The 11,846-nt window shown below is 67.6% G+C and carries 9 protein-coding genes and 1 other RNA gene; 5 read left to right on the top strand and 5 right to left on the bottom strand.

Annotated features, from left to right (window positions below):
- Positions 1-10: 10 nt before the first annotated feature.
- From ACIQ7H_RS03850 to ACIQ7H_RS03865, 4 genes are all read right to left on the bottom strand, one after another.
- Complete coding sequence (locus ACIQ7H_RS03850; protein WP_395788576.1) at positions 11-3,025, bottom strand: two-component regulator propeller domain-containing protein; 3,015 nt, start codon at positions 3,023-3,025, stop codon at positions 11-13.
- Between the two features lie 92 nt (positions 3,026-3,117).
- Positions 3,118-4,041 (bottom strand): branched-chain amino acid transaminase, encoded by a 924-nt coding sequence (locus ACIQ7H_RS03855; RefSeq protein ID WP_395788578.1) that lies wholly within the window; start codon positions 4,039-4,041, stop codon positions 3,118-3,120.
- 100 nt (positions 4,042-4,141) lie between these two features.
- Positions 4,142-4,504: a YraN family protein gene (locus tag ACIQ7H_RS03860; protein ID WP_395788580.1), complete on the bottom strand. Its 363-nt coding sequence runs from the start codon at positions 4,502-4,504 to the stop codon at positions 4,142-4,144.
- On the bottom strand, positions 4,482-6,284 hold the full coding sequence (locus ACIQ7H_RS03865) for a penicillin-binding protein activator (protein ID WP_395788582.1): 1,803 nt from the start codon (positions 6,282-6,284) through the stop codon (positions 4,482-4,484). Before ACIQ7H_RS03865 ends, ACIQ7H_RS03860 begins: the two co-directional genes overlap by 23 nt.
- A gap of 219 nt (positions 6,285-6,503) precedes the next feature.
- On the opposite strand from ACIQ7H_RS03865, the gene rsmI reads away from it, so the two are divergent.
- Positions 6,504-7,349, top strand: a complete 846-nt coding sequence (gene rsmI / locus ACIQ7H_RS03870; protein ID WP_395788584.1) for a 16S rRNA (cytidine(1402)-2'-O)-methyltransferase — start codon at positions 6,504-6,506, stop codon at positions 7,347-7,349.
- A gap of 12 nt (positions 7,350-7,361) precedes the next feature.
- An RNA gene (rnpB, locus tag ACIQ7H_RS03875) (RNase P RNA component class A) lies at positions 7,362-7,717 on the top strand.
- A 74-nt stretch (positions 7,718-7,791) separates the two neighbouring features.
- Here rnpB and ACIQ7H_RS03880 read toward each other — a convergent pair.
- Positions 7,792-8,199 carry a hypothetical protein gene (locus ACIQ7H_RS03880; protein WP_395788586.1) on the bottom strand — a complete coding sequence of 136 codons (408 nt, stop codon included), beginning with the start codon at positions 8,197-8,199 and terminating at the stop codon, positions 7,792-7,794.
- Positions 8,200-8,679: 480 nt separating this feature from the next.
- Here ACIQ7H_RS03880 and ACIQ7H_RS03885 point away from each other — a divergent pair, with 480 nt between their 5' ends.
- The 3 genes from ACIQ7H_RS03885 (at position 8,680) to sucD (ending at position 11,671) form a co-directional block, all read left to right on the top strand.
- Positions 8,680-9,243 (top strand): diffusible signal factor-reguated Ax21 faimly protein, encoded by a 564-nt coding sequence (locus ACIQ7H_RS03885; RefSeq protein WP_395788683.1) that lies wholly within the window; start codon positions 8,680-8,682, stop codon positions 9,241-9,243.
- 322 nt (positions 9,244-9,565) lie between these two features.
- Positions 9,566-10,729, top strand: coding sequence for an ADP-forming succinate--CoA ligase subunit beta (gene sucC, locus ACIQ7H_RS03890; RefSeq protein ID WP_395788588.1), 1,164 nt, complete (start codon positions 9,566-9,568; stop codon positions 10,727-10,729).
- Between the two features lie 66 nt (positions 10,730-10,795).
- On the top strand, positions 10,796-11,671 hold the full coding sequence (gene sucD, locus ACIQ7H_RS03895) for a succinate--CoA ligase subunit alpha (protein ID WP_395788590.1): 876 nt from the start codon (positions 10,796-10,798) through the stop codon (positions 11,669-11,671).
- The last annotated feature ends 175 nt before the right edge of the window (positions 11,672-11,846 follow it).

Here is an 11,846-nt window from a genome sequence, read left to right on the forward strand (position 1 = left end):
CGAATGGGCTTCAACACGCCACCCGGTTGCGGCCGGAGCTCTTGGCTGCGTACAGCGCAGCGTCCGCCTGCGACAGCATGCGGTCGTAGTCGACATGGCCCTCATGCGAGGCCAGACCAATGCTGATGGTGATGTGCAGGCCGGGCACCGCGGTGTCGAAGTCGAGTTTGTCGATGCCGGCGCGCATGCGCTCGCAGACACTGAGTGCGTCCGACAGTCGGGTGTTGGGCAGCAGCACGGCGAACTCCTCGCCGCCCCAGCGGGCGACGGTATCGATGTCGCGACACAGCTCGCGCATGCGCTCGGCCATCGTCTTGAGCACAGCATCGCCGACCGCATGCGAATGCTCGTCGTTGACCCGCTTGAAGTGATCGATGTCGACCAGCGCGACGCACAGCGGCTGGTCGGAGCGCTCCGCGCGCGCGAATTCGTAGGCCAGCAGCTCGTCGAGCGCGCGACGGTTGGCGAGGCCGGTCAGCGGGTCTTCGCGGGCCTGACGCGCGAAGGCTTCGGACTGTCGCTGCAGCTGTTCGAGCAGGCAGCTTTTCTCGCTGTCGGCGGCGATCAGGCGCTCGGTCTGGGTGCTGAGCGCACGGGTGCGCTCTTCGACCAGCTCGAGCAGCCGCGCTTCGCGCTGCCGCAGGCGTCGCAGCCGATGCTGCACCATGCTGAAGATCAGCAGCGAAAGCAGCAGGCCGAAGGCGGCGCGGGTGCTCCAGCGCTGCCACCAGAGCGGTGCGATCTGCAGGCTCAGCCGCGCAGCCTGCGGGTTCCATTGGCCGCTGGTGTGCGCGGCTTGAACATGCAGAACGTAGTTGCCTGGGCCCAGGTTGGTGAACGCGGCAGTGCCCTGCGCGCCGCGTTCGATCCAATCGCGGTCGAAGCCCTCCAGACGATAGCGGTAGCGCACCCGCTGCGGCATTACAAAGGCCAGGCCGGCAAACGCGATTTCAATCCGGCTGGTGCCAGCGGGAATCAGGATCGTTGGCGTCAGCGCCAGCTCGCTGCCATCGGCCTGCACCGATTCGATCACTACCGGTGGTGTGCGCTGGGCGAAGTCCTCAAGCCGGCTCGGATCGATGTGAGCCGCGCCGAGTGCGGTGGCGACCCAGATCGAGCCATCCGCACGCAGCAGTGCCGACGGCCAGGAGCCGCCGTTGCACTGCGCACTCAGCATGCCGTCGGCCTCGGCGAACTGTTCGTAGCTCAGCTGGCTGCTCTGCCCGCTGGCCACCCTGTGCGCCTGCTCGCGGTCGATCCGAAGCACGCCGGCATTGCCAGCCAGCCACAGGCCGCCGGCGCCGTCGTCCGTGCTGCTGAAGAACTTTTCGAATGGCAGTCCGTTGGCATGGCCGAGGATACCCATCTGACGATCGCTGAGGCGCAGACGCAGCAAACCACGGTCGGTCGCGAGCCACAGCACGCCCGCGTCCCGATCCTCGCGCATGGAGTAGACCGATTCGGCGCCTGCGGCAGCCGCCAGGCTGATGGTCTCCATGCGCCCGGCATGCAGCCGCACCAGGCCCTTGCCGGTGCCCACCCAAAGCGCACCCGTGGAGTCATGCAGCAGACTGACGATGAAGTTGTCGGGCAGTCCGTCGGTGACGTTGATTGCCGCCACGCGCCCCTCTCGAAGATGGGCCAGGCCCTGCGTGGTGCCCATCCACAGGCTTCCATCACGATCCTCCAGCAGTGCGCGAACCTCGTTGGAAGGCAGGCCCTGGTCGATGCCGATTTGCTCGACCACCCGCCCGTGTTCGACGCGCATTACGCCTTCTGCATAGGTGCCGACCCAGAATCCCCCGCGTGCGGCGGGTGCCAAGCTCAGTACCGAAAGCTGGTCCAGGCTGTCCGCGGAATCCCAGACCTGCGCACTGCCATCAGCGCTTACGATGTTCAGCCCCCGGCTGGTGCCCACCAGCAGCCGGCCGTCGGGCAGTTCAAGCAGGCTGCGCACGAAATCGTCCGACAGCCCGTTGCGAAGGCTGACGCTGGAGAAGGGGGCGTCCCCAAGCCGCAGCAGGCCGCCATTGGTGCCGATCCACAGGCTGCCCTCGCGGTCCTCGAACAGATCGAGCACGCGGCTGTTGGGCAGGCCGGCGCGGGTATCGAGTTGTTCGAGGCCGAGCGGGCTGCGGCGAAACAGTCCTTGATTGATCGTGCCCATCCACAGGTCGCCGCGGCGGTCGATCAGCAGGCTGGCGATCGCATCAGTGGCGAGCTCCGGTTCGCGCGCGACGAAGCTGAGATCAGGGTCGGCAGCGGCGGCCAGCGGCTGCACCGATACGTACAGACCGCGTTCGGTGCCGGCCAGCAGGTGGCCCCCGGCGTCGGTCAGCAGGGACAGCACGCGTGCGCTGCCCAGCCGACCGCTGCGATCGGGCGCGGGCACCAGTTGATCGTCGACGATCCGTTTCAGCCCGTGCGAGCTGCCGACCCAGATCCGGCCCAGGCGATCCTCCAGCAGGGCGTGCACCCGGCCGCCGCCGGAATCTGGGTCGACCGCGAAGTACTGGCGCCGGCCCTCGGGGTCGATCTGCATCAGGCCGCCGTTGGACATTCCGGCCCAGAGGCTGCCGTTGCGATCGCGCAGCAGCCGGTTGATCAGGGTGGGGGCTTGCGGCAGCGGGCTCCACACGCCGTCTCTGTAGCGCGACATTCCGCCGCGCGCACCGGCGATCAGCAGGCTGCCGTCGGCTTCGACGTACAGGCCATGGATGCCGGAATCCGGCAGCTCGGGTATTAAGCGCCGATCGAAGGTGCGGAAGCCGTGACCGCTGTAGCGTGAGACGCCTTCCCAGGTGCCGATCCACAGGTAGCCATCGGCGGTCTGGGTGATCGCATTGACGCTGTTGTGCGGCAGGCCTTCGCGGGTGGTCCAGGTTTCCTGGAAATACTGGTCCAGCGGTTTGCGCTCAGCCGCCGCCAGCGGACGCAGTACAGCGGCCAGTGCCAGCGCTACAAGCAGGAAGACGCGCAGGTGAGTCTGGCTGGGTGTGCCGACGTTGGGCGCTGCTGCGGTCAAGGAATGGGGCCGCGACGGGAAACCATTCAGCCGTATGCAAGACCTGCACCGTCAGCCCGGCGAGCGGCTGACGGTGTCGTTGTCAAACGTTCTCAGCCGATTGCTTCGAGCCAGCCGTAGCGGTCCGGGGTGCGGCCGTCGAACAGGCCGAAGAACAGCTCCTGCATGCGCTGGGTCAGCGGCCCCGGTTTGCCGGCGCCGACCGGCTTGCCGTCGACGCTGCGGATCGGAGTGATCTCGGCGGCCGTGCCGCACATGAACAGTTCGTCGCAGAGGTACAGATACTCGCGCGGCATGTCGCGCTCCACCACTTCGATGCCGTGGTCGCGGGCCAGGGTCATCAGGCTGTGGCGGGTGATGCCGTTGAGAATCGCGGCCGAGGCCGGGGTGGTGTGCAGGGCGCCGTTGAAGACCAGGAACAGGTTCTCCCCGGCGCCCTCGCTGAGCAGGCCGGTCGAGGCCAGGGCGATGCCTTCGCCGAAGCCGAGCCGGCGCGCCTCACGCGCGATCAACTGGCCCGAAAGATAGTTGCCGCCGGCCTTGGCGCCGGTCGGGATGGTGTTGGGCGCCATCCGCTGCCAGCTCGACACGCAGGCATCGATGCCCTGCTCCAGCACACCGGCACCGAGGTAGGCGCCCATGTTCCAGGCGGCGATGGCGACATCGGTGGGGCAGTCGGCCGACAGCCCGAACCCGCCCAGGCCGCGGTAGGCGATCGGGCGCAGGTAGCCCTTGCCGAGGCCGTTGCGCTTCAGCACTTCGCGGCTGGCCGCGCACAGGGTTGCCAGGTCGAACGGCATCGGGATGTCGTAGATCTTGGCCGAGTGGAACAGCCGGGTCAGATGGTCGGTGAGGCGGAAGATCGCCGGGCCGTTCGGGGTTTCGTAGCTGCGGATGCCCTCGAACACCGAGGAGCCGTAGTGCAGCGCGTGCGCCATCACATGGGTGGTGGCCTCCGCCCAGGGCTTGATCTGCCCGTTCTGCCAGATGAATTCGGGATAGGTGGGTGTGCTCATAGGGGCGGCCGCCGCGGTTTGGGAAGGACTGCCCGCGATGATGCGCGAGCGTCGGCGCAGGCGGCAAGGCGCATTGGTCAAGCGCGCTGGCGGGGGAGTATCAGCCGTCGAAGTAGAACGCGTTGCGCAGCCAGTCGATGCTGGCCTCGCCTTCGATCGCCAGCACATCGAACCGGCACGGCCGCTGCGCCAGCGCCGGATGGGCGGCCAGAAAGGCCTGCGCAGCCAGCAGCAGCTTGTGCTGCTTGGACGGGCTGATCGACGCCGCTGCGCCGCCGTGGCTGCCGCTGCGTCGATAGCGCACTTCGACGAACACCAGCACCTCGCCATGGTCCATCACCAGGTCGAGCTCGCCGTAGCGATAGCGCACATTGGCCGCGCGCAGCTTCAGCCCGGCCGTCTGCAGATGGCGCAGGGCCTGGGCTTCGCGGCGCTGGCCCTCAGCGGAAGGCGCTGCCGGCATCGAAGCCGCCGCTGGACTCACGACCCGGCACCGGCCGCACCCGTGCGCCCTCGAAGCGACCCCAGCCGGGGCTGCGCAGGATCTGGCCGAAGTCGTCCAGGCTGAGGCTGCCAGTGGCGCCATCGATCGCCGTACCGGGCATCCGTGACATCGCCGGCAGGGCGGCCAGCACCCGATAGGCATCGATGCCGAACGCGAACAGGCGCGCCGATGCGCCGCGCGCGGAACCCAGCGCGCGGCTGTCGTCGGGCACCGGCAGGCCGGTGATGCGGGTGCCGATCATCCACGGCAGATCGGTGAATTCGATGCCGTCGAAGTCGCGGTCCATGCGCACGCTGCCCTCGGCGGGACGGATCTGCGAGGTGGCCAGCAGGGGCCGATCGAAGATGCCGGCGATGCGCAGCTGCGGCACCAGCAGGCGCGCCTGCTCGAAGCGCATCGCCAGATAGAACGCATCGGCGTCGACGCTGAGCGCGCCGACGGTGGCGCCGGCGTCCGGCGCGCCTTCCGAATCGCCTTCCGGCGCGGCGCGCATGCCGGCACTGTTGATCGCCTGACGGATTGCACCGGAGTAGTCGGGGCTGCCCTGCGGCGGCGTGATCTCGGCAGCGACGATGCCGCCACCGCGGGCGAACGCCGGCAGCAGGGCCGACAGCACGCGGCGCGCATGCTCGTCGCCGCCGTTGGCGATGATGATGCGCCGGTAGCCCAGCGCCAGCAGGCGCTCGGCAGCGGCGTTGCCTTCGTCTTCAGGGCTCAGGGCGAAGCTCTGGCTGCCCGGCGGCGGTGTCACCGTGCCGCGGTTCAAGGCCAGCAGCGGCACCTGCAGAGTGCCCAGCTCGAACAGCGCGCCGACCGCCTCGCGCGACAGCGGCCCGACCACGCGATCCACGCCATCGGCAGCGGCATTGCGGTAGGCCTGCAGGCTTTGCTCGACGCTTTCGCCGGCGTCGTAGAACACCAGCTCCGGGCGTTCGCCGGTGTCGCTGAAATACGCGCTCATGAAGCCATCGCGAACCGCCTCACCGGCGGCGGCGAGGGGCCCACTGCGCGGCAACAGCAGGGCGACACGGCGCGCACGACTGCCGCTGTCGCCGCGGCTGCCGTCGCCGCTGGCATTGGGCATCGCCAGGCCAAGTGCGCGCAGCTGGCGCGCGGCGTGGTCGTACAGTGGCGCGCTGCGAGTCAGCCGGCTGCTGGCGCGCTGCAGGTCGGCCGGACGCAGCTGACCCAGCAGAGACACGATCGCTTCAGTGTTCTCGGTGCGCTCGGCCGGCGCCAGATAGGCCTCCAGCGCGGCACGCTCCTGGGCCGCCTCAAACGCCTGATCCAGCCCCGCATGCGCCTGGGCGCGCAGGAAGTGCACGCGATCGCGCTGGTTCTCGGGCCACTGCTCGGCGGGTGCAGCGAGCACGTCGAGGGCGCGCTGCGGCTGCCGGTCGAGCACGGCCAGCTCGGCGCGCAGCAGGTTCAAGCGCTGCAGTTCGTCGGGCTGCAGGCGACGTTCGCCGATGACCTCGACCAAGGCGCGCGCCTGTTCGATCTGACCGTCCTCGCGCCAGGCTTCGGCCGCGCGCAAGGTCAGCGCGTCGCGCTGCGAGCGGCTGCGCTGGCCGGCATCGAGAAACGCCTGCGCGGCGGCCGGGAAGTCTCCTTCGGCATACAGGCGCTCGGCCATCTGCACCTCCGGCGAGGGGCCGGAGCGAGTCGGCAGGCTGTCGCAGGCGCTTGTCATCAGGGCCAGCAGCAGCGCGCAGAGCAGGGGACGGAAGCAGGTCATAGGCAGGCCGAACCGTGTTTTGGACAGGCGCGCAGTGTAGTGCCTTGGGTTGGGGGCGGGGATTCGGGATTGGGGAATCGGGAATCGGGATCGCGCAGGTCCCCGCCAGTTTTGTTGCCGCGCCCAAACGATCCAGTCGGCTGCACGCGGCGGCAGCGGCCGTTCATTCCCCACTCCCAAATTCCCAATCCCGCGTCCACGCGCCCTAGACTTCGCTCCATGAGCACCTCACCCCCCGGCTGTCTCCACGTCGTCGCCACCCCGATCGGCAATCTTGATGATCTCTCGCCGCGCGCGCTGCGCTGCCTGGCCGAGGCCGACCTGATCTGCGCCGAAGACACCCGCCACAGCCAGCAGCTGCTGGCCGCCAAGGGCCTCAAGCGGCCATTGATGGCATTGCATGACCACAACGAGGAGTCGCAGATCGCGACCGTGCTGGAGCGCCTGCAGGCCGGTCAGCAGATCGCGCTGATCTCCGATGCCGGTACGCCGTTGATCAGTGATCCCGGCTTTCGGCTGGTGCGCGCAGCCCGCGCGGCCGGGTTGAAGGTCAGTCCGCTGCCGGGGCCGTCGGCGCTGATCGCGGCCTTGTCGGTGGCCGGGCTGCCGGCCGACCGCTTCGCCTTCGAGGGCTTCCTGCCGGCCAAGTCATCAGCGCGACGCGAGCGTCTGCAGGGGTTGCTGGCCGAGTCGCGCACGCTGGTGTTCTACGAATCCAGCCATCGCATTCTTGAATGCGTGCAGGACGCCGCCGCCGTGTTCGGTGCGCAGCGTCCGGCGGTGATCGCGCGCGAGCTGACCAAGCTGTTCGAAACCGTGCTCGACGGCGACCTGGGCCGTTTGATCAACGCGCTGCAGGCCGACCCCAACCAGCAGCGCGGCGAGTTCGTGCTGATCATCGAAGGCGCACCGGAGGACGCCGATGCCGCGCTGCGTGAGGGCCAGCGGATCTTCGCCGCGCTGCGCGAGCATCTGCCGGCGTCGAAGGCGGCGCGGATTGCCGCAGAGCTGTCCGGCGCGCCGCGCAAGGTGCTGTATTCGGCGGTCACCGACGAGAGCGCGTAGACTCCGCAGCGCGAAGTTGGCTGGACCGTCGCGAGGGTGCTTGCCACCTTCGAGGAAAGTCCGGGCTCCATAGGGCGGGATGCCAGGTAACGCCTGGGCGGCGCGAGCCGACGGAAAGTGCAACAGAGAACAGACCGCCGAACGGTGTCCTCGGACATGCGTGGTAAGGGTGAAACGGTGCGGTAAGAGCGCACCGCGGACCTGGCAACAGGGACGGCACGGCAAACCCCATCCGGAGCAAGACCAAATAGGAAGGCGTTGGCGCGGCCCGCGTTGCCTTCGGGTAGGTTGCTTGAGCCCTGCGGTGACGCAGGGCCTAGAGGAATGACGGTCCTCGACAGAACCCGGCTTACAGGCCGACTTCGCACCTCTTATCGAGTCCCGACGGCGCACGTTTCGTGCGCCGTCGGGGTGCATGTGTGCGTTGCCTGCGTCGGCCGCCTCAGCGCCGGATTTCGAAGCCCGGATCGCGGCCCAGCCGATACGCCACCCGCAGCACTTTGCCTCTGCGGATCAAGCCCGGGTTCGACAGGAATTTCGGACAGGTGAGACCCGACTCATAGTCACCCAGCACATCGATCGCGCTCGGCTCGATACAGGTCGTCAGCATCAGCTGCAGATCGGTCGGCAGCACATCGGGCATGCGCAAGGCTGGCAGGGGGATTCGGGTGGTGGCCGGCTCAAGCGCTGAGGGCAGCGCGGGCAGGCTGTCGCGTGAGAGCTCCAGCAAAGCGGTGGGTGCGATCCGCACGCGCGCTGCGAGCGGGTCGAACTCGAGCTCCGGGTGCGCCAGCGTCGCGAACGGGCCGCAGCCGGCGTACAACACATTCAAAGGTGATGCCCGGCGCATACGCTTGAGGATCACCGCGGCGAGCGCCCGCACGAAGGCGGCGGTGCGGGCGAAGTCGAGCGTGCAGCGCGCTGCTTCCTGTGCCGACAGCGCGACACCGGAGTCGAGCGCCGTGCGCTGTTCGCACCCGTTACGGCCAAGTCAGCCAGTTTCGCCCTGGTCCATTTCAGCGTCGCGTTCGCGGTCGGCTACGCCTTGACCGCTGATGCCGTGGTCGTTGGCGCGCTCGCCGTCGTCGAGCCGCTGTGCAACACGGTGGCCTATGACTTCCACGAGAAAGTCTGGGAGCGCATCGAAGCATGCCGCGTGCTCAGCCCGCCGTTGTTGCGCCCGCTGCCGCTGCGATGTCGGCGGATGAACGCGCGCCCACTGCGGCAGCCGGTGAATCCGGGCCGTTCAGGCCAACGTCAATCGCCGCTCGCAAGACTCCGCCCCGCTGCCCCGATAGGCGGCCACGACAATCACACGGAGGTTCCACGCATGAAGCGTTCCATCCTTGCACTCGGCCTGCTGGCCGCACTGCCCTTCGCTGCCACAGCCAGCGATCTTTCCTACAGCTACGTCGAAGGCGGCTACTCGCGCGTCAACGGCCTTGGCGCAAAAACCGACGGCTATGTTGTCAACGGCTCGATCGCGATTGGTGCGGGTTTTCACGCCTTCGGTGGCTACGAAGCCTTGGACATCGATCGCGCCCGGGTCGACGCCGACAGCTGGAACCTCGGTTTCGGCTACGCGCATTCGCTGAATCAGAGCACCGATCTGGTGGCACGCCTGGGTTACAGCAAGTTCGACCTGGCCGGCCCGTTGGGAATCAACCTGGATGGCGAGTCCTACTTCAGTGAAGTCGGCGTCCGCAGCCAGCTGGCTCCGCAGTTCGAGGGCTACATCTTCGCCGGCTACGAGCGTCCGGATGGCGGCGGTGGCGACAGCTATGGCCGCATCGGCGGCCAGTACAACATCAACAAGAGCTGGGGCCTGATCGCTGACGTCAAGTTCGGTGATGGTGTCGAGCAATACTTCTTCGGTCCGCGCTTGAGCTTCTGAAGCGACCGCAGTTCGTAGTCCCACAACGCCCGGCCCTGTGCCGGGCGTTGTCGTTTGTGTGTTTGAGCCCTGCACGTGGGTGGGTGGCCTGCCGGGGTTCTCGCCCCGGGCGTAACGGGCATGCCTACTGATCCGGCACGCCAACCGAGATCGAGTTGACGGGTGTTCGCGGGGTTTGAAAGCGCCCCACCTTGGTTTGCTTGGCTTCTGCGGCCTGAACGGCGACAATGCCGCGCTGTCACGCGCCGGTTTGTCCACGACGCGTCGCTCCTTCCGACGCCGAATCGCGCGCGTCGGGCCCTCCCCCGAAGCCAGGTGCAGCATGAACTTCCACGAGTATCAGGCCAAAGAGCTGTTTGCCGAATTCGGCATCGCCGTCCCCGCAGGTTTCATCGCCCGCACGCCCGAAGAGGCCGTTGACGCGGCCAAGAAGCTGGGCGGCAACCACTGGGTGGTGAAGGCGCAGATCCACGCCGGTGGCCGCGGCAAGGCCGGCGGCGTCAAGCTGGTCAAGACCTATGACGACGTCCGCGAAGCCGCCAAGCGCATGCTCGGCACGCGCATGGAAACCTACCAGTCCGGCGGCGTCGCACTGCCGGTCGACACTGTGCTGATCACCGAAGCCACCGACATCGCCAAGGAGCTTTACCTCTCCGTGCTGGTCGACCGCGGCGCCAAGGCGATCACCTTCATCGCGTCCTCCGAGGGCGGTGTCGAGATCGAAAAGGTCGCCGAGGAAACCCCGGAAGCGATCCAGACCTTGATCGTCAACTTCGTCGAAGGCGTGCAGCCCTACCACTGCCGCAAGCTCGGCTTTGCGCTGGGCCTGAACCCGAAGCAGGTCGGCCAGCTGACCAAGCTGATGATCGGCCTGTACAACCTGTTCCTGGCCCGCGACCTGTCGCTGGTCGAATTGAACCCGCTGGCGATCGACGACAAGGGTGACCTGGTCGCGCTCGACGGCAAGGTCAACTCGGACGACAACGCCAGCTTCCGCCAGCCCAAGCTGGTGGCGATGCGCGATATCCGCCAGGAAGACGAGACCGAAGTGCTGGCCAGCCAACACGACCTGAACTACGTGACCATGGACGGCAACATCGCTTGCATGGTCAACGGTGCGGGTCTGGCGATGGCGACGATGGACGTGATCAAGCTGGCGGGCGGCGAGCCGGCCAACTTCCTGGATGTCGGCGGCGGCGCCACCAAGGAGCGCGTTACCGAGGCCTTCAAGCTGATCCTGTCCTCGCCCAAGGTCGAGGCCATCCTGGTGAACATCTTCGGCGGCATCGTCCGCTGCGACATGATCGCCGAGGGCATCATCGCCGCGGTCAAGGAAGTGCAGGTCAAGGTGCCGGTGATCGTGCGTCTTGAGGGCACCAATGTGGAGAAGGGCAAGGAGCTGCTGCGCAACAGCGGGCTTGCCATCACCCCCGCGGATGACCTCAATGACGGTGCCAGCAAGGCCGTCGCCTCCATCCGCAAGTAATCGCCGCAGGCCTGCCGCGGCGCTGAGCGCGCGGCGGGCCGGAACCCACCCAAGGATCCAAGACCCATGAGCGTTCTGGTCAACTCCAATACCAAGGTGATCGTGCAGGGCTTCACCGGCCAGCAGGGCACTTTCCACGCGCAGCAGATGCTCGACTACGGCACCAAGGTCGTCGGCGGCGTCACCCCCGGCAAGGGCGGCAGCGAGCACATCGGCCTGCCGGTGTTCAACACCGTGCAGGAAGCCGTCGACGCCACCGGCGCCGATGCTTCGGTCATCTACGTGCCACCGCCGTTTGCGGCCGACGCCATTCTCGAAGCGGCCGACGCCGGCATCCGCGTCATCGTCTGCATCACCGAAGGCATCCCGGTGCTCGACATGCTGCGGGTCAAGAACGTGCTGAACGGTTACGACGATGTCGTGCTGATCGGCCCGAACTGCCCCGGCGTGATCACCCCCGGCGAATGCAAGATCGGCATCATGCCCGGCCACATCCATCTGCCCGGCAAGGTCGGCATCGTCAGCCGCTCCGGCACCCTGACCTATGAAGCCGTCAAGCAGACCACGGACGTCGGCCTGGGTCAGTCGACCTGTATCGGCATCGGCGGTGACCCGATCAACGGCACCAACTTCATCGATGCGCTGAAGCTCTTTCAGGACGATCCGCAGACCCAAGGCATCATCATGGTCGGCGAGATCGGCGGCAGCGCCGAAGAAGAAGCGGCCGAGTTCATCAAGAGCTACGTGACCAAACCCGTGGTCGGCTTCATCGCCGGCGCGTCGGCCCCGGCCGGCAAGCGCATGGGCCACGCCGGCGCGATCGCCTCCGGCGGCAAGGGCACCGCGGCCGGCAAGTTCGCTGCACTCGAAGCCGCCGGTGTGAAGACCGTGCGCAGCCCGGCCGACCTCGGCAAGGCGCTGTTCGAGCTGATGAACAAGTAAGCGCAGGCTGTAGCGTGCTTGCATGCAAAGGCCGCCTTCGGGCGGCCTTTGTGTGTACGGCCCCGACTCCGTTCAAGCGGCCGCGTATGCGGAGCTGATGATCCCAATCCCGCTGCGAGCCATAGGGTGGGTCTTTGAACCACCGCGGTACCCCTTCGGGGCGTCTTGACTCACC

The sequence above is a fragment of the Aquimonas sp. genome (assembly GCF_044377145.1).
Taxonomy (GTDB): Bacteria; Pseudomonadota; Gammaproteobacteria; order Xanthomonadales; family Xanthomonadaceae; genus Aquimonas.

Excerpts from the sequence above, each read along its gene's own strand:
- ACIQ7H_RS03855 (WP_395788578.1), bottom strand. The coding sequence starts at position 4,041 with ATGAGCACACCCACCTATCCCGAATTCATCTGGCAGAACGGGCAGATC.
- ACIQ7H_RS03860 (WP_395788580.1), bottom strand. The coding sequence starts at position 4,504 with ATGCCGGCAGCGCCTTCCGCTGAGGGCCAGCGCCGCGAAGCCCAGGCC.
- ACIQ7H_RS03865 (WP_395788582.1), bottom strand. The coding sequence starts at position 6,284 with ATGACCTGCTTCCGTCCCCTGCTCTGCGCGCTGCTGCTGGCCCTGATG.
- rsmI (WP_395788584.1), top strand. The coding sequence starts at position 6,504 with ATGAGCACCTCACCCCCCGGCTGTCTCCACGTCGTCGCCACCCCGATC.
- ACIQ7H_RS03880 (WP_395788586.1), bottom strand. The coding sequence starts at position 8,199 with ATGCGCCGGGCATCACCTTTGAATGTGTTGTACGCCGGCTGCGGCCCG.
- ACIQ7H_RS03885 (WP_395788683.1), top strand. The coding sequence starts at position 8,680 with ATGAAGCGTTCCATCCTTGCACTCGGCCTGCTGGCCGCACTGCCCTTC.
- sucC (WP_395788588.1), top strand. The coding sequence starts at position 9,566 with ATGAACTTCCACGAGTATCAGGCCAAAGAGCTGTTTGCCGAATTCGGC.
- sucD (WP_395788590.1), top strand. The coding sequence starts at position 10,796 with ATGAGCGTTCTGGTCAACTCCAATACCAAGGTGATCGTGCAGGGCTTC.